The sequence below is a fragment of the Bartonella sp. P12B genome (genome assembly GCF_055796185.1).
Window position 1 is genome coordinate 202,235 of record NZ_JBTTDI010000003.1, and the last position, 17,626, is coordinate 219,860.

General features: G+C 37.0%; 19 protein-coding genes. 9 read left to right on the forward strand and 10 right to left on the reverse strand.

Features of this window, described 5'->3' with window-relative positions:
- Positions 1–42 precede the first annotated feature (42 nt).
- On the forward strand, positions 43–1,356 hold the full coding sequence (rimO, locus tag AC0QT1_RS03570) for a 30S ribosomal protein S12 methylthiotransferase RimO (protein WP_473201656.1): 1,314 nt from the start codon (positions 43–45) through the stop codon (positions 1,354–1,356).
- A 38-nt stretch (positions 1,357–1,394) separates the two neighbouring features.
- On the opposite strand, the gene ttcA is transcribed toward rimO, so the two are convergent.
- The 4 genes from ttcA to AC0QT1_RS03590 form a co-directional block, all read right to left on the reverse strand.
- Complete coding sequence (gene ttcA / locus AC0QT1_RS03575) at positions 1,395–2,273, reverse strand: tRNA 2-thiocytidine(32) synthetase TtcA (RefSeq protein WP_473201657.1); 879 nt, start codon at positions 2,271–2,273, stop codon at positions 1,395–1,397.
- Between the two features lie 248 nt (positions 2,274–2,521).
- Positions 2,522–3,139 carry a 30S ribosomal protein S4 gene (gene rpsD, locus AC0QT1_RS03580; RefSeq protein WP_473200448.1) on the reverse strand — a complete coding sequence of 206 codons (618 nt, stop codon included), beginning with the start codon at positions 3,137–3,139 and terminating at the stop codon, positions 2,522–2,524.
- 181 nt (positions 3,140–3,320) lie between these two features.
- A complete protein-coding gene (gene murI, locus AC0QT1_RS03585; protein ID WP_473200447.1) occupies positions 3,321–4,133 on the reverse strand; it encodes a glutamate racemase in 813 nt (270 codons plus the stop codon).
- Complete coding sequence (locus AC0QT1_RS03590) at positions 4,126–4,962, reverse strand: RNA methyltransferase (protein WP_473201658.1); 837 nt, start codon at positions 4,960–4,962, stop codon at positions 4,126–4,128. Before AC0QT1_RS03590 ends, murI begins: the two co-directional genes overlap by 8 nt.
- A gap of 293 nt (positions 4,963–5,255) precedes the next feature.
- Here AC0QT1_RS03590 and sfsA point away from each other — a divergent pair, with 293 nt between their 5' ends.
- From sfsA to radC, 3 genes are read left to right on the forward strand one after another with little or no spacing between them, the layout of a single operon-like run.
- Positions 5,256–5,975 (forward strand): DNA/RNA nuclease SfsA, encoded by a 720-nt coding sequence (gene sfsA / locus AC0QT1_RS03595; protein WP_473201659.1) that lies wholly within the window; start codon positions 5,256–5,258, stop codon positions 5,973–5,975.
- A gap of 41 nt (positions 5,976–6,016) precedes the next feature.
- Positions 6,017–6,847, forward strand: coding sequence for a type I methionyl aminopeptidase (map, locus tag AC0QT1_RS03600; protein ID WP_473200444.1), 831 nt, complete (start codon positions 6,017–6,019; stop codon positions 6,845–6,847).
- A 17-nt stretch (positions 6,848–6,864) separates the two neighbouring features.
- Positions 6,865–7,659, forward strand: coding sequence for a RadC family protein (radC, locus tag AC0QT1_RS03605; RefSeq protein WP_473201660.1), 795 nt, complete (start codon positions 6,865–6,867; stop codon positions 7,657–7,659).
- 27 nt (positions 7,660–7,686) lie between these two features.
- Here radC and AC0QT1_RS03610 read toward each other — a convergent pair whose 3' ends face one another.
- From AC0QT1_RS03610 to AC0QT1_RS03625, 4 genes are all read right to left on the reverse strand, one after another.
- The gene (locus AC0QT1_RS03610) at positions 7,687–7,899 is read right to left on the reverse strand and encodes a DUF3126 family protein (protein ID WP_473200442.1); all 213 of its coding nucleotides are present in this window, start codon (positions 7,897–7,899) and stop codon (positions 7,687–7,689) included.
- A gap of 483 nt (positions 7,900–8,382) precedes the next feature.
- Positions 8,383–9,156: an alpha/beta fold hydrolase gene (locus AC0QT1_RS03615; protein WP_473200441.1), complete on the reverse strand. Its 774-nt coding sequence runs from the start codon at positions 9,154–9,156 to the stop codon at positions 8,383–8,385.
- Complete coding sequence (locus tag AC0QT1_RS03620; RefSeq protein WP_473200440.1) at positions 9,153–9,671, reverse strand: DUF192 domain-containing protein; 519 nt, start codon at positions 9,669–9,671, stop codon at positions 9,153–9,155. Before AC0QT1_RS03620 ends, AC0QT1_RS03615 begins: the two co-directional genes overlap by 4 nt.
- Positions 9,672–9,922: 251 nt before the next feature.
- Positions 9,923–10,498 (reverse strand): cold-shock protein, encoded by a 576-nt coding sequence (locus AC0QT1_RS03625; protein ID WP_473200439.1) that lies wholly within the window; start codon positions 10,496–10,498, stop codon positions 9,923–9,925.
- Between the two features lie 296 nt (positions 10,499–10,794).
- Here AC0QT1_RS03625 and AC0QT1_RS03630 point away from each other — a divergent pair, with 296 nt between their 5' ends.
- The 5 genes from AC0QT1_RS03630 to AC0QT1_RS03650 all read left to right on the forward strand — a co-directional run bounded on the left by AC0QT1_RS03630 (position 10,795) and on the right by AC0QT1_RS03650 (position 15,657).
- Positions 10,795–11,928 (forward strand): ABC transporter substrate-binding protein, encoded by a 1,134-nt coding sequence (locus AC0QT1_RS03630; protein ID WP_473200438.1) that lies wholly within the window; start codon positions 10,795–10,797, stop codon positions 11,926–11,928.
- A 118-nt stretch (positions 11,929–12,046) separates the two neighbouring features.
- On the forward strand, positions 12,047–13,123 hold the full coding sequence (locus AC0QT1_RS03635) for a branched-chain amino acid ABC transporter permease (protein WP_473200437.1): 1,077 nt from the start codon (positions 12,047–12,049) through the stop codon (positions 13,121–13,123).
- The gene (locus AC0QT1_RS03640) at positions 13,123–14,181 is read left to right on the forward strand and encodes a branched-chain amino acid ABC transporter permease (RefSeq protein WP_473200436.1); all 1,059 of its coding nucleotides are present in this window, start codon (positions 13,123–13,125) and stop codon (positions 14,179–14,181) included. Before AC0QT1_RS03635 ends, AC0QT1_RS03640 begins: the two co-directional genes overlap by 1 nt.
- A complete protein-coding gene (locus AC0QT1_RS03645) occupies positions 14,178–14,960 on the forward strand; it encodes an ABC transporter ATP-binding protein (protein ID WP_473200435.1) in 783 nt (260 codons plus the stop codon). Before AC0QT1_RS03640 ends, AC0QT1_RS03645 begins: the two co-directional genes overlap by 4 nt.
- Positions 14,947–15,657, forward strand: a complete 711-nt coding sequence (locus tag AC0QT1_RS03650) for an ABC transporter ATP-binding protein (protein WP_473200434.1) — start codon at positions 14,947–14,949, stop codon at positions 15,655–15,657. The genes AC0QT1_RS03645 and AC0QT1_RS03650 overlap by 14 nt, the downstream gene beginning before the upstream one ends.
- 105 nt (positions 15,658–15,762) lie before the next feature.
- Here AC0QT1_RS03650 and gatA read toward each other — a convergent pair whose 3' ends face one another.
- Both gatA and gatC read right to left on the reverse strand, forming a co-directional pair.
- The gene (gatA, locus tag AC0QT1_RS03655; protein ID WP_473200433.1) at positions 15,763–17,247 is read right to left on the reverse strand and encodes an Asp-tRNA(Asn)/Glu-tRNA(Gln) amidotransferase subunit GatA; all 1,485 of its coding nucleotides are present in this window, start codon (positions 17,245–17,247) and stop codon (positions 15,763–15,765) included.
- 30 nt (positions 17,248–17,277) lie between these two features.
- Positions 17,278–17,565, reverse strand: coding sequence for an Asp-tRNA(Asn)/Glu-tRNA(Gln) amidotransferase subunit GatC (gene gatC / locus AC0QT1_RS03660; RefSeq protein ID WP_473200432.1), 288 nt, complete (start codon positions 17,563–17,565; stop codon positions 17,278–17,280).
- Between the last annotated feature and the right edge of the window lie 61 nt (positions 17,566–17,626).

A 17,626-nucleotide genomic window follows, 5' to 3' on the forward strand; every position in this document is an offset into this window, starting at 1 on the left:
TAATAAATAAAATTTAATCGTTATAAAATTGCAAGATATATCATGGCAGCACCTCGTATTAGTTTTGTCTCCCTCGGATGCCCAAAAGCACTCGTAGATTCTGAACGAATTATTACAAAACTACGCTCTGAAGGTTATGAAATTTCACGTAAGCATCAAGGTGCTGATCTCGTTATTGTGAATACCTGTGGTTTTCTTGATTCTGCTCGAAAGGAATCATTAGCTAATATTGATGAAGCCCTCAAAGAAAATGGAAAAGTTATTGTAACTGGATGTCTAGGTGCTGATCCTGATGTTATTCGTCAAGCACACCCTAATGTATTAGCTATTACAGGACCGCAGGACTATCAAAGTGTTATACAAGCTGTTCATTCAGTAATTCTTCCAGTTCATGATCCCTTTATCGATTTAGTTCCTCCGCAAGGTATTCGCTTAACTCCTCGCCATTATGCTTACTTAAAAATTTCTGAAGGATGTTCTAATCGCTGTAGCTTTTGTATTATCCCTACTCTACGTGGTGACCTTACTTCACGCCCCATCAATGATGTTCTTCGAGAAGCGGAAAAACTTGTACAGGCCGGTGTAAAAGAGCTTTTGGTTATCTCACAAGATACCAGTGCTTATGGCATTGATATGAAATATTCCGAAAGTTCTTGGAAAGATCGCACAATAAAAACTAAATTTTTTGATCTTTGTCGCGAACTAGGCAATATGGGTATTTGGATACGCATGCATTATGTTTATCCTTATCCTCATGTAGATGAAGTTATTGAGCTTATGGCAGAAAAAAAGATTCTTCCTTATTTGGATATCCCTTTTCAGCACGCGTCACCAACCGTTTTACGCAATATGAAACGTCCTGCTCTTATGGAAAAAACTAATCGTAGAATTGAAAAGTGGAGAAAAATTTGTCCAGATCTCACTTTACGATCAACATTTATTGTAGGTTTTCCAGGCGAAACGAATGAAGATTTTAATATGCTTCTCGAATGGCTAGAGGAAGTAAAAATTGAACGTGCTGGCTGTTTTCAATACGAAGAAGTAAAAGGTGCTGCCGCAAATAATTTAGGATTAGAAAAAATTTCTGAAGAAGTAAAAAAAAGCCGCTGGCATCGTTTTATGGCCAAACAACAACAAATTTCTACCCACCTTTTAAAGAAAAAAATTGGAAGAAGACTTCAAGTTCTGATCGATGAAAGTCAAGGAAAAATTGCTAAAGGTCGAAGTCAATATGATGCTCCAGAAGTAGATGGTGTTGTGCATATATCATCACGACGACCATTACGTGTTGGTGAATTTGTCACCGTAAAAATTGAACAATCAGATGCTTATGATCTTTATGGTGTAGCGGTTTAAAGATAAGATTGAAACTCATCGTGCGTAATAATTAAATTTTATAACAAGTTTTGAAAATCAAAAAGTTTTTTATCAAGCAAATGACTTGGACGAACATTTGTTAAGGCGCGAATCATGGTATCTTTACGTTTAGGCATCCTTTTTTCAATATCTTTTAGCATTTCTTTCATTGCATTGCGTTGTAGACCATCTTGGCTGCCACAAAGATTGCAAGGAATGATAGGAAAGCGCATTGCTTGAGAGAATTTCTCCATATCTTCCTCAGCAGCGTAAACAAGAGGGCGCAAAACAAACAGATCTCCTTCATCATTTATCAGCTTTCCAGGTATAGCGGCTAATCGGCCACCATGAAATAAATTCATAAGAAACGTTTCTAAAACATCATCCCGATGATGACCAAGAACCAATGCAGAACATCCCTCTTCACGTGCGATACGATATAAATTACCACGTCGCAATCGAGAACAAAGTGAACAATATGTTTGTGTATCTGCCAATTTATCTGTGACAATAGAATAAGTATCCTGATATTCAATACGATATGGAATTTGATAAGAATTTAAAAAGTCTGGAAGAATATGTCTTGGAAATCCTGGTTGTCCCTGATCAAGATTACAAGCTAGAATTTCAACAGGTAAAAGTCCGCGCCATTTTAAATCGAGAAGAAGCGCTAAGAGTCCATAAGAATCCTTTCCGCCCGACAAAGCAATAAGCCATTTTTTTCCTGAAGAAAGCATAGAAAAATCATCAAACGCTTGCCGCACATGGCGAAGAAGTCGTTTACGCAATTTATTAAACTCGATAGTTGAAGGAGCAGACCGAAATATTGGATGACAATCATCAGCTTCTTTTGTCAAAGAATCATTTTTTTTTACATTCTTTTTCATTGCTTGATATTCGTCTGAAACATGATCCATAATGCCATATTCTGTATAATAAACAGCTTATTCTACTAAAATAACAGAAACAGACAAAGACTTAACGTTGCTTAAACAAATGCTTCGTTTATTTATCTGTGAAAAGAAACGGAGCTATACAAATTATGCTGTTGTAAAATACAACAACAAACTTTGATATAACACCATTCACAAAAACACCTGTTAGCTTCAAAAACTATAAAGCAACATCATACCGTATAGAGAATGCTCCACTCTCTTTAGAGAACTTAACGAGAATAGAATTCAACAACCAAATTGGGTTCCATTTGTACAGCATAAGGAACATCCGCAAAAGCAGGAACACGCGTAAACGTTGCTTTCATCTGATTATGATCCGCTTCAATATATTCAGGCACATCACGCTCAGCTAACTGTACGGATTCTAAAACCAAAACAAGTTGTTTTGACTTTTCACGAACCTCAATAACATCACCTGGCTTACAACGATATGATTGAATATTGGTACGCCGCCCATTTACGTTAACATGTCCATGATTGATAAATTGGCGAGAGGCAAAAATCGTAGGTACGAATTTTGCACGATAGATAACAGCATCCAAACGCGACTCTAAAAGTCCGATAAGATTTTCACCAGTATCACCACGCCGCCGAGCAGCTTCTTCATAAGTTTTACGGAATTGCTTTTCTGAGATATCACCGTAAAATCCTTTTAACTTCTGTTTAGCACGCAATTGGACACCATAATCAGAAAGCTTTCCTTTACGGCGTTGCCCATGTTGACCTGGTCCATAATCACGGCGATTTACTGGAGATTTTGGACGCCCCCAAATGTTTTCTCCCATACGGCGGTCAATTTTATATTTCGTTGTTTCGCGTTTACTCATCGCATTTCCTTTAAAAATAGAACACAAGATCTCTTAGAAAGATCTTAAGGAAACGCGCCCTCCTCTGCCTTCAAACCAAAAGACTGACAGGACATCTTAACATAACATGCAAAGTCATCCACGGGACACGTCAATTAATATCATTTTCTCGAAAGAAAAAGCTAAAGAAACTTTATTGATATCAGCCCATAAAGTCAACTCCTTTCATAATATTTAAGTCAAACTCTTTTAACAAACGCTCTGTCGAGGAAGTTATATTTTGCGATGTAAATAATGCAAAATCTTTATGCTTCTTTATGATTTTTGGCTGCACTTTTGTTGATAATAATGATCTTGTGTGTTTGGCTATAGCTTTAGCTGAATCAATCCATTCAACGGGCCATAAAGCTTGTTCACGAAAAAAATCAATTAAAAAAGGATAATGTGTACAAGCTAAAACAATAATATCCGTATATTTGCCATCTTTCTCAACAAAACAGGGAAGAATTTCGTGACGTAACTGTTTTAAATCAATAGGTTTTCCACGTAAATAATCTTCAGCAAATTCGGCAAGTTTTTCACTTCCAACAAGTTTAACATCACATTGTGCAGCAAAACTATTGATTAATTCACGCGTATAAGCACGCTTAACTGTTCCAGGAGTGGCCAATACGGAAATAAAACCAGATTTTGTTTTTTCAGCTGCTGATTTAATTGCAGGAACCGTTCCTACAAAAAGGATATGGGAAAATTTCTTTCGCAAATTTGCCATCATCAATGTAGAAACGGTATTGCAAGCGATTACACATAAAGCAGGATTATAAAGTGTTAAAAGATTTGTAAAAACCTTTAAAATACGTTTTTTTAAGAGATTTTCTTCCCAATTTCCATAAGGAAATCCCCTATCATCAGCAACATAAATAAATTGCCTTTCAGGGATAAGAAAGCGCACTTCCTTCAACACTGTTAAACCGCCAATGCCACTATCAAAAAAAAGAATAGGCCGATCATCCATCAGTTTTCACACTTGTTTTTAATTTTTTACGTTCACGACCTGCAGGCGCCCCACTGCCTCGCGGAAATTTAGGTGAAAAATGATCCAATGAAGAGACAATTCCCCGTAGCAAGCGCACCTCAGATTCACTAAAATTAGCACGCGTAAAAACAGAGCGCAGATTTGCAAGCATCACCTCTTTGCGTTCTTGAGGTCTAAAATATCCACGGATCTCTAAAGCATCTTCTAACTGAGATAAAAAACCATGAAACGTTGCTTTATTTGCTGGCTCCATCTCTACCGCACGAAAAGCCGTATCATTCATATCTTTTAAACCTGATTTCATCCATTCATAAGACATAAGCAAAACCGCTTGTGCGATATTAAGTGAAGCGAAAGCAGGATTAACCGGAAAAGTAATAATTTTATCAACAAGACTTATTTCATCATTTTCTAATCCCCACCTTTCTCTTCCAAATAAAATGCCGGTTTTCTGTCCAATGTTTTCACGCTGACGTAATAGATTCGCTGCTTCAACAGCACTTTTTACAGTCTTAAAACCACATCTTTCACGTGCTGTTGTAGCAAAAACATAATGCAAATCTGCAATTGCATCACGCAACGTGTCAAAAGTAACAGTGTCATTAATAACATGATCTGCTTTACTCGCAGCAGCTATAGCTTTTTCATTTGGAAATCCTTCTCGAGGTTTAACTAATCGAAGCTTAGAGAGCCCAAAATTTGCCATTGCCCTTGCTACCATACCAATATTTTCAGGCAATTGCGGTTCGACCAAAATAATAATTGGACCCTTTGTTAAATTTTTACGATTCCTATTGGTTCCAGCCATTAATTTTTCCTAATTTCATACATTCTTAAGAGAACATTCTTCCAAATAACCTTTTAACAACAAAATAATATCAATATTGTTCTTTTATCCAGAAGTTATGGGGAAGTAACAACTTAAAAATTAAAAATGAATTATAAAAACAAATAAACTTCGTTTTTTTAATGACTTAGAGTGATTGAGTAAACTCTCATGACATTTTCGTGCATCAAAAATGCTTTAATGAAGTATGCTATAAAGCTTATAGATAACAAACTGGGTTGAATTATCAAATCATAAATTCTAAAATAAGGAACATGCTCTTTATTTCTAAACTTTTTCCTGCAAAACTTATCCGCCGTTATAAACGTTTTCTTGCTGATGTTAAACGAGAAGATCAGCACATTTTTACTGTGGCGGTCCCTAATACAGGATCGATGCTCGGTTTGACAACCCCGAACTCCAATATTTGGCTTTCATATAATAACAATTCCAAGCGAAAATATGCATATCAATTAGAAATTGTTGAAGCAAATGATACTTTAGTTGGCATCAATACGACTTTGCCTAACAAACTTGCCCTAGAAGCACTTCAAAATGATTTGTTACCAGAGTTAAACGGATACAAAACAATTTTGAAGGAACAATGCTATGGTACACAATCACGAATTGATTTTCTTCTGCGTGATGGCATCCGCCCTGACTGTTATCTAGAAATTAAAAATGTTCATTTTATTCGCCAAGAAGGATTAGCGGAATTTCCTGATACCGTAACAAAACGTGGCACACGTCATCTTGAAGAACTGATAAAAGTTGTGCAACAAGGAAAACGAGCTGCTATGCTTTATGTAATTCAACGGGAAGATTGCTCAGCTTTTAAAATCTGCCATGATCTTGATTCAGCTTATGGACGTAAATTTGATTTAGCATTAGAATCGGGAGTAGAATTTTATGCTGTAAAGTGTCACGTAAGTACAAAAGGTATTTTTCCGATTCATCGAGTGGAAATAGAAAACAGATTCATCGAGTGGAAATAGAAAACAGATTCATCGAGTGGAAATAGAAAACAGAAAAAATAATGACTGATTATATTGAATATAATAAAATCCCCTTAAAATTTAACGGGCAAATTCGCATTTTTGATGAGCACGCTTTTGCTAAAATGCGTGAAGTTGGTCGTATTGCTGCAGAATGCCTTGATGCACTTATGGATATTATTAAGCCTGGCGTTACTACACAAGAAATTGATGATTTTGTCTTCATTTTTGGAGCCGAAAGAGGAGCTCTTCCTGCTGATCTGAATTATCATGGATATGGACATTCATGCTGCACATCAATTAATCACGTTGTTTGCCATGGCATCCCGAATAAAAGACCCTTACAAGAAGGCGATATTGTTAATGTTGATGTAACCTTTATTCTCGATGGTTGGCATGGAGATTCAAGCCGCATGTACCCTGTTGGAAAAATCAGACGTGCTGCAGAACGTTTGCTAAAAATAACGCACGAGAGTCTTATGAGAGCAATCGCCATAGTCAAGCCTGGAGCTACCACAGGTGATATTGGATCCGCCATTCAACGCTACGCAGAATCTGAACGTTGCTCAATTGTAAGAGATTTTTGCGGACACGGAATCGGTCAACTTTTTCATGATGCGCCTAATATTTTACATTATGGAAATCCTAGAGAAGGAATAGAACTCAAACAAGGTATGATGTTTACAATTGAGCCAATGATTAATCTTGGAAAACCACAAGTTAAGATTTTATCTGATGGCTGGACTGCTGTTACACGTGATAGATCTCTTACTGCACAGTATGAACACACAATTGGTATAACAAGTGAAGGATGTGAAGTTTTTACACAATCTCCTAAAAATATTTTTTATATTCCAAACTCAAGCGCTTAAATAAATGTAGAAATGTCATGGCTAAGAAGATAAGTAAAAAGAAAGATATCCAAAGTCATCATTTTGCATCGACATCACAATCTCCACTTACCCCAAAACCAGAAACAAAAAGTGAAAAAGTTCAGAGAAATTTACAGATAAATAAACATTACCAAGGACATCGTGAACGTCTCCGTAAACGCTATTTAAAATCAAAAGGAAGTGCACTTGAAGATTATGAATACCTTGAATTATTGCTTTTTCGCACGATTCCCCGCGCAAATACAAAACCAATAGCCAAAAATTTAATAGCACATTTTGGCTCACTAACAGACGTATTGAGAGCTGATATTCATCGACTTCAAGAAGTTCAAGGATGTGGTCCAGCAACTGCAATCGATTTAAAAATTATTTCAGATGTTGCTGGACGTCTTGCTCGCGCAGAATTGTATAAACGTGATATTTTTTCATCATGGGATAAAGTATTAGCTTATTGTAAAGCCGTCATGGCGCACGAAACACGCGAACAATTTCGTGTTCTCTTTCTTGATAAAAAAAATGGTTTACTTGCTGATGAAGTCCAACAAACTGGAACTATTGATCACACCCCTGTCTATCCCCGTGAAGTCATATCTCGAGCTTTAGAATTATCTGCATCAGGACTTATCTTAGTGCATAATCACCCCTCTGGGGATGCTAGACCTTCTCAAGCAGATGTAACGATGACATACAGATTAAAAGACGCAGCAAATGCGTTAGGGATTACTATTCATGACCATCTTATTATCGCACGAAATGAATATACAAGCTTTAAAGCATTAAAACTCATATGAATCTTACTCAATATTATTGGGGACGAATCAATTTCCTAAATCAATATCTAATATAGCCATTGAAAAATTGTATGATAACTCATCCTCATCGTCATCTCGATAGATAATACCTAAAAATTCATTACCAATATAAACTTCACAAGAATCAGTTTTTTTAGGCCGCGCTTTTACTTGCAATGCTGAATTTTGGAATATATTTTTAAAGTAATTATCAAGTTTTTTTATTTCATCAGCATTCACTATGCTCTCCTATTTTTTAAGACTCCTAAATTAACGCTTGTAAGGCGGGTAAAGCACTCCTAAGATTTCTGTAATGATAGTAAAAACTTTATTTTCAATTTTCTATATTAGCTATATTCGAAAAAGCACTCTCTTAACACATTCACTAAAAGGTCTACCATTGTGAAATATATTCATATAACTGCAAAAGTAAAAAAACGGTTAGAAAACCGTAAATTTTAAATAATTTCTACTTTATCTCCAATTTTTAGCTTTTACGTTCATAAGCACCCTCTGACGGAATATTGATCAATCACTTATAATTTTTTCTTTTTATCAAAATAAAATTCTATAAAATAAAGAGATCTTTCATCCTTTCTAACTGCTTTTTTATAAAGAAATTCCTTTTGATAATGATAGACAAACAGCTAAATAAGTTTTTTACTTTTATCCAAGATAAAAAATATTGGATATTTTTGCAAACATATAAAATCCATGGGCATTTTATACGATAGGATAACGAGAAAGAAAATTAATGACACCCTCCTTATAGACCCTATCTCCAACAGCAAGCATATGGTCTCGATCAGGAATTGGTAACGCTTCACCACAAGGTAACAAAGCTGCCAACGGTTCTGCTTCACCGCCAATGTCATCTAATGAACCAACAGCAACGAGTGCAGGTTGTTTAAGTTTGTAGAGCTCAGCTGCTGTTAACTCCTGTTTTGATGTGATAATACAAGCTGCGAGAGCACGTCTATCGCTTTTCGTGTGGTCTGCAAATTTACGAAACATTAAGCCACGTGGATTGGTAATCGTGGAAATATCTTCTGCTAAAAGAGCCTCAGCGACAGGTTGCCAATCCCCTGCTCCCGTCACCATACCAATACCTAAACCACCAAAAATGATACTGTGTACATATGTTGGATACAAAAGAGCCATAAATGCGCTAATTCGAGCCCCCATAGAATATCCCATGACATGAGCTTTAGATAACTCCAAATGCTGCAACAAACTCATTGCATCTTCAGCCATGGCTTGAGGTGTGTAAAAGCAAGGATCGTAACTTTTAACAGAATCTCCATGACCACGATTATCAAGAGCAATAACACGATACCCTGCTTCAGTGAGGACACGAAACCAACCTGTAGCGTACCAATTCACACGTGCAGAAGATGCAAAGCCATGGATCAACAAAATAGGATCTCCCTGCCCTTCTTCTCGATAAGCAAATTGCAAACCGTTATATTCAAAAAAACGAAGATCCTCTGCTGTCATTTTTTATCACCTTCGCATTTTCCACAAATAGCAGGATGAATAACACGTTGTCCCTTCTGTATTTGTTTTTCGGAAACTTCACCGGCATTAACCTCAAGAGCGAAAGTTGCAGGAACTCTCGACGCAATAATATCCGTTGAAAATGGTAAAGTTTTCTCGACAATCGACACAATAACTCCCTCAGCATTTAAAAAAATCATATCTAAGGGCAGAGGTGTATTTGCCATCCACATAAAAAATTCCTGCGTATCCTTTAACTGCTCACTTTTCTGCTGTTTAAAGAGCATTGCCCGATCTCGGGGAAAATGAGTGCGATACATTAAACCAGCTGTTGCTTGAGACGGAGTAAAAGCAATCTCTACCTTGTAAGAGATTGTACCTTGCTTTGTTTGTATTTCTAAAGGAACTGGATCAACAGGAATCTCGATAGGTGTCTTTGCTACGACTAGGCTCACTTCTAAAAAGAAAAACAGCGTCACTATAACGATATACCCTTTTTCAAAAGGTTTTAACATTTTTATCTCCACGGCAAACAATTCTTTAATTTTGTTTTACAAAATAGAAACATCAAAATTTTTAAAGTAAAAAAAATACAAAAGTTCATCTTTTTATTGCATTCAATGCAACAGTTTAATTTGCTCTATTTGATTTATGACTGTACAGATGAACTCTTTCTTGCAAATGCTGTTCACTTTAATACCTCTTATCGCTAGCGATCTTTCTATCAAAAAGAACAAGAGCAGAGTATATAGATTTAAGAAGGAGTTTAATGCGTAGCAAACGGAATCCCGATATCTGGATAAATTTCTGCTGTCATTAAGCCTTTTTCCCCTTTACCAAAACGTACAAGGACAACCTGACCAGAACGAAGCTCTGCTAAACCAAAACGACGCAATGTTTCCATATGAATAAAAATATCTTCTGTTCCCTGCCCACGGCTAAGGAAACCAAATCCCTTATCTCGATTAAACCATTTAACAATCGCACGCTCTAAACCGCTTTCTGGTGTCACAACAACATGTGTACGAGCCGGAATTTCTGACGGATGAACTGCTGAAGAGAAATCTATGGATTTCACTTGAACACATTTCAATCCCCGCTCAGTTTTCTCCACAGCACAGATCACTTTAGCACCCTCTAACGCTGTTTGAAAACCATCTCTCCGCATGACAGTAACATGTAATAATATATCGGGGAAATTAGGCAAATCAGGCACAATAAATCCATACCCCTTACTACTATCAAACCACTTAATGACACCACTGATTTCAATAATTTCACCATAAGCACCTACACTGCCCTCAGATAGGGAACAATCCTTTAATGCATCTTTACTGGTCATAATAAAACGTGATCCTGTAGCTTTAATTGTACGATATTGATTCTCTACATTTAAGTAAACATTGCTCTTGCATCAACACGCAAGCCCCAAGATAAGATTTCCCCATATTGTCGTACCTCCTCATGTGAATATCAACACGAATATTCACAAAAATGTTTGCTCATACGCCCTACATATCTTACAATTGAAAAAGAAGAGATTTTTCATCAGTAATATTTTCATGAATGTGTAACTTGCATGATGAAGAAGTTCACGATAAGGTGCAAAAACCTCAACTCATTCAAGGAAAGTGCATAATGCAATTGAAGAAAATCCTCACCAACCTCGCAGCTATCATGGCACTTGTAACAAATGTTTATGCGAATGAACCTATCAAAATTGGTGTTTACCTTCCATTAAGTGGTCAAAATGCATTTGGAGGACAACTTGAAATTGGAGGCATAGAATTGGCACATAAAAAAGTTCCAGAAATATTGGGACGTAAAGTAGAGCTTGTTATTATTGATAATAAATCTGATAAAGTAGAAGCTGCTAATGCTGTTATGCGTTTAACCGCCAGTGAACAAGTTAATGGAATTATTGGTAGTTATGGCTCTTCACTCTCGTTGGCTGGTGGAGAAATATCTGAAAAAGCAAAGACTCCAACCATTGCAACTTCTTCAACGAACCCACTTGTTACACAAGGTAAGAAATATTACTTTCGCGCTTGCTTCATAGATTCCTATCAAGGAATTGGAATTGCAACTTATGTGCGTCAAACTTTACATGCAAAAAAAGCGGCTATTCTGAAAGATATATCAAGTGATTACGCAATTGGCCTTGCAAGTTATTTCTCGCGTGCTTTCAAAAAGCTAGGTGGTGAGATTATCTCAAATTTAAACTACAATTCTGGAGATCAGGATTTTTCAGCTGTTCTTACACAGATTATAGCACAAAAACCTGATATCTTATTTATTCCATCCTACTTTTCTGAAGGTGCCATTATTATGAAACAAGCACGCGAGCTAGGTGCAAAGTTTCGGATTATGGGTGGAGATGCCATGGATAATCCAGAAACCATCACAATTGCAGGAGAAGCTGCAGAAGGTTTTTTACATACGACACTTCCCTATAGTGAAGACATGCCGAATATGTCAAAAGCTGCACAAGAATTCACAAATGAGTGGAAAGCAGCTTATCCTGGTAAAGAACCCAATATCAATTCTGTTTTGGGATACACGAGTTATATGATGTTTATGAAAGCCATTGAAAATGCTGGTAGTGCAGATCGTGAAAAGATCACTATAGCACTTAGCAAATTAAAAGATTTTCAAACCCCCTTTGGTGATATGTCTATGGACGAAAATCATAATCCTAAAATTCCTATTGGTATAATTGAAATAAAGGGTGGAAAACGTGTCTATTTAGATGAAGTTAAACCTGCTTTTTAAAAAATCAGCAATTTTTGTAGTCAAGATCTCAAGAGATAGTAGAGGGCTTTTCCTCAACTGAAATTTGATGATTTCTTATTTTATCCTGTATGAATTAACAAATGTGGAAGGATAATAGATGAGCACTGAAATGTTCATCCAGTATTTTTTTAATGCACTGGCATTGGGATCTCTTTATGGACTTATCGCTATTGGTTACACCATGGTCTACGGCATATTGAGGCTTATTAATTTTGCTCACGGTGACATCTTTATGCTAGGGGCATATTTTGTTTTCTTTTCTACAATTAGCTTTATGCCTGCTTGGACTGCAGTTCTTCTTTTTCTTCTAGCAATTCTTATTTATTATTCGGTATTTATAGGATACAAAAAGCGCCCTTCAACTTTTTGGATTGCTGTTTTTTTAGTCCTTATCTTAGGGTTTATTTACTATTTTAAAATTGCCCCACGAGATTTTACACCGATTTGGATATTGGCCTTGTGCTTTTCAATTTTTATTACAAGCGCCGTGGGTATTACTGTTGATCAATTCGCTTATAAACCTTTGCGTCATGCTCCTCGTATCTCAGCACTTATCGGCGCAATTGGAGTTTCCTTCTTTATTGAAAATCTCTCTACTGTACTCTTTAGTGGTGTCCCCAAAGGAGTAAAACAACCAGATTTTCTTGTAATACCGTTCCTATGGCATTTAAAGTCAGGAGTAGACGGAATCATTATAATTGCTCCAATGTCTCTAATTGTTCCTACTGTTTCGTTTATTCTTATCATTTTACTGTTATGGATTATCCATAAAACAAAACCTGGTCTTGCTATGCGTGCAATCTCACATGATATTGAAACGACCCGTTTGATGGGTGTTTCTGTCAATAAAGTTATTGCATTTACATTTGGCATAGGCTCAGCGCTTGCTGCTATTGCAGGGATTATGTGGTCGTTACGCTATCCTCAAATTCAACCTTATATGGGGGTTCTTCCTGGCCTCAAAGCATTTATCGCTGCCGTTATTGGAGGGATTGGCTCAATTCCAGGAGCAATGTTGGGGGGATTGTTATTAGGATTTATTGAAATTATGATTATTGCATTTTTTCCCGCATTATCTGGATATCGAGATGCTTTCGCTTTTATTTTATTAATTCTGATTTTATTGATAATGCCTACTGGATTAATGGGTAAAAAAAGTCAGGAGAAGATCTAATGGTAAAATCAGCTACAACTTTTCTATCCTGTATCAGTATTTTTATTCTTATCGGTTTTTTATTTTATGCTGACAACCATTTTAATGACTATACCCTTCGTATCATCAATCTTATTGCTATTAACGCAATATTGGCAATTTCGCTTAATTTGATTTACGGTTTTACCGGTATGTTTTCTCTAGGACATGCTGGCTTTATGGCTATTGGTGCTTATGTCTGTGCAATTTTACTTCTTTCTCCTGAACAAAAAGAAATGATGTGGATTCTTGATCCTATAGCTGAACCGTTGCATCATCTCCAATTTCCTTTTTTTATTGCCGTTGTTATAAGTGGTTTATCTGCTGCAGTTGTAGGTTTATTGATTGCTCTTCCTATATTACGGCTTGGTGGTGATTATCTTGGAATTGCAACATTGGGTTTTGCAGAAATTATTCGTATTGTCATTACGAATGCCTCATCCCTGACAAATGGTTCTTTGGGAATTAAAGGAATACCTCAAAAGGCGACATTATGGTGGAACTATGGTTGGTTAGCATTTACAATTCTCTTTATTATTCTCTTACTACGAAGCAATACTGGCAACGTATTACGTGCTATTCGTGATGATGAAATCGCCGCGAAAACAATGGGTGTTAACGCTTTTTTCTACCGGAGCTTTTCCTTCACTGTTGGTGCATTTTTTGCAGGTATAGGAGGAGCATTAATGGCTGCTCTCATTTCAACGATCGATCCAAAAATGTTTAATTTTCTCCTAACATTTAATATTTTAATGATTGTTGTTGCTGGTGGGCTTGGTTCAATTACAGGAAGCGTTCTTGGGAGCATTATTATTACAGTGATGCTTGAATGGCTTCGTATTATTGAAAGTCCTTTTGATTTGGGTTTTGTCCATATTCCAGAGACACCTGGGCTTCGTATGGTTGTTTTTTCTCTTTTATTGCTAGTCATTATCCTCTTTTGGAGAAAAGGGTTGTTGGGACAACATGAATTCTCATGGAATGGAATTTATAGCTTTTTGACACGTAAGAAACTCTCTAATACTGAGGGAAAGCTATGAACGACACCATCCTTTCACTCAACAATGTTTTGATGCGTTTTGGCGGCTTGGTTGCTGTAAATGACATTAATATGACAATTAAACGGGGAACAATTACTGGATTAATCGGTCCAAATGGAGCTGGAAAAACGACAGTTTTTAATATGATTTCTGGATTTTATGCTCCCACAAGTGGAACAATTCTTTTTGATGGTAAAAAAGTTTCTGGATCTTCTCCTTATATTATCTGCAGACGCCATATTGCACGAACATTTCAAAATATTCGCCTTTTTTCAGGATTGACAGTTTTGCAAAATGTTATGGTAGGAGCTCATGTTCGACAAAAATATCCGTGGTTTTCTTCAGCACTGTTTTTTCCAAAAGCAATAAAAGAAAAGCGAGAAGTCCATAAAAATTCAATGGAACTTCTTGAACGGCTTCAGCTTGATCATCTTGCGAATCAATCGGCAATGACTCTGCCCTATGGTGTACAACGACGTCTAGAAATTGCACGTGCTCTAGCGACAAAGCCAAAATTGCTGCTTCTTGATGAACCTGCTGCGGGTATGAATCCACAGGAAAGTGAGGATCTTAGAAAATTCATAGCAAAAGTGCAGAAAGACTTTGATCTTACAATTCTGCTTATAGAACACGATATGAAAGTTGTTATGGGGCTTTGCCAATATATTTGGGTAATGGAATATGGCTGTTGTATTGCCAATGGTACACCGGATGAAATTCGTAACAACCCTAAAGTTATTGAAGCTTATCTTGGCGGAGATGTTTATGGATATTCTTAAAATCAAAAATCTTCACGTTCATTATGGTGCCATTAAAGCTATCCAAAACCTTTCTATGTCTATAAAAAAGGGGAGTATAGTAACTTTAATTGGCGCCAATGGAGCAGGAAAAAGTAGCATTGTACGCTCTATTACAGGACTCAACCGATCTGTTTATGGAGAAATTACCTATAAAGGCGAATCAATTATTAAAAAATCACCAGAAAAAATTTTACGCTTAGGCATTGCTCTCAGTCCTGAAGGGCGGCGTATCATGCCCCACCTCACTGTTTTAGAAAATCTACACCTAGGTGCTTATATTCGCCATGATAAGCTAGCAATTGCTCGTGATATTGAATGGGTATTTGATCTCTTTCCACGTTTACGTGAAAGGGCAAAACAATTGGGCGGAACAATGTCTGGTGGTGAGCAGCAAATGCTTGCTGTAGGTCGTGCACTCATGAGTAATCCTGACATGGTAATATTAGACGAACCCTCTCTAGGTTTAGCACCACTTCTTGTAAAAGAACTTTTTTCAATTATCCGAAAAATTAATGATATGGGAAAAACCATTCTTCTTATTGAGCAAAATGCATTTGCTGCGCTTTCGATTGCTGACTATGCCTATATTTTAGAGGTAGGGCACATTTTATTTCATGGTGAAGGCAAAACGATGCTTTTTGATCCACGTGTTAAAGAAGCATATCTTGGTGGATAAAAACTACACAGCATTAAAAAGTCAACAGTGCCCCTTTTCAAAAAAACGCGCTATTTTAAGAGAACAATGTTTTTATGAAATTCTTTTCATAAAATTCCCGATTTCTTACAACCACCACTTCTCTGGGCTGAACACGCCTGCTGCTTGTTCTATAATGTACGCTATCTGAAAGATAACTTCCTCAGCGAAAGGTTTACCAATCAATTGCAATCCTAGTGGTAGTCCATTTTCTGAAAGACCAGCAGGAACAGAGATACCTGGTAGACCAGCCATATTAACGGGCACAGTAAAAATATCATTGAGATACATTGCTACAGTATCTTTTTTTATTTTTTCATCGGCAATACTAAAGGCGGGTGTTGGTGTTGCCGGTGTGAGGATAGCATCAATACCGGACGCAAAACATTGATCAAAATCACGCTTTACCAATGTTCGAACTTTTTGGGCTCTTAAATAATAAGCATCATAATAACCCGATGAGAGAACATAAGTACCAATCAAAATACGACGTTTAACTTCATCTCCAAAACCAGCTGAACGGGTATTTTCATACATTTCAATAACGTCTTTTCCTGGTATACGAAGACCAAAACGAACACCATCATAGCGTGCCAAATTAGAAGATGCTTCTGCAGGAGCGACAATGTAGTAAGCAGGCAAAGCATATTTTGTATGGGGTAATGAAATATCGCTTATTTCAGCACCCGCTTCTTTTAGCCAATTCATTCCTTTTTGCCAAAGATCAATAATTTCAGAAGACATTCCTTCCATATGATATTCTTTTGGAATTCCAATTTTCATTCCTTTGATTGATTGACCAAGATAGCTTTCATAATCAGGGACCGGTAAATTAACAGAAGTAGAATCTTTTTTATCAAAAGAAGCCATTGATTTAAGCAAAAGAGCACAATCGCGAACATCACGTCCGATAGGCCCAGCTTGATCAAGTGATGAAGCAAAAGCGATAGTACCCCATCGTGAACAACGCCCATAAGTTGGCTTAATTCCTACTGTTCCAGTAAATGCCGCTGGCTGGCGTATTGAACCGCCTGTATCTGTTGCTGTTGCACCAGCACAAATCCGCGCGGCAACAGCAGCTGCAGAACCACCAGATGAACCACCAGGCACCAGCTTCTCATGGGAGCCTTTTTTTCTCCATGGACTAATGACAGGACCATAATATGACGTCTCATTGGAAGACCCCATAGCAAACTCATCCATATTGAGCTTACCTAACATAACAGCTCCATCCTGCCATAAATTAGCAGATACCGTTGATTCATAATGCGGTTTAAAACCATCAAGAATATATGAGCAAGCTTGAGTATGAACCCCCTGTGTGGCAAAAAGATCCTTAATTCCCAACGGAATTCCTTCTAAAGCTCTCCCCTGCCCTCTAGCCAAACGGCACTCTGATTCAGCAGCCATTTTTCTTGCTTCTTCTGCTGTTATTGTCACATAAGCATTCAAAGTTGGATTAGCCAATTCAATTGCTTTTAAATAAGCTTCTGTTAATTCAGTTGCTTTGAACTCTTTCTTTATGAGAGAATCACGAGCTTGTGCAATGGTAAAGGTTGTTAAATCGGTCATATTGGTTCTCAAGTTCTTAAAATACAAAAATTACTCGACGACTTTTGAAACAAGAAAGAAGTTTTCTTCTGTAACAGGTGCATTTGCTACGATATCTTCTGCTAGATTACCATCTATGACACTATCTTCTCGCATTCGTAAAGCCATTGGTATCACAGATGTTAATGGTTCAACACTCCTAACATCGACTTCATCTAATTGTTTTACAAAACCTAAAATGACATTGAGTTCTTTTGTCATACGTTCTGCTTCATCGTCATGGACAGCAATACGCGCTAAATGCGCTACCCGCTTGACTGTTTCTTGATCAACAGACATACTGTGCCTTTCTGCTTTTTTATTTTTACATTTGCCTATTGGCTATACAAGGCTGCGTTTG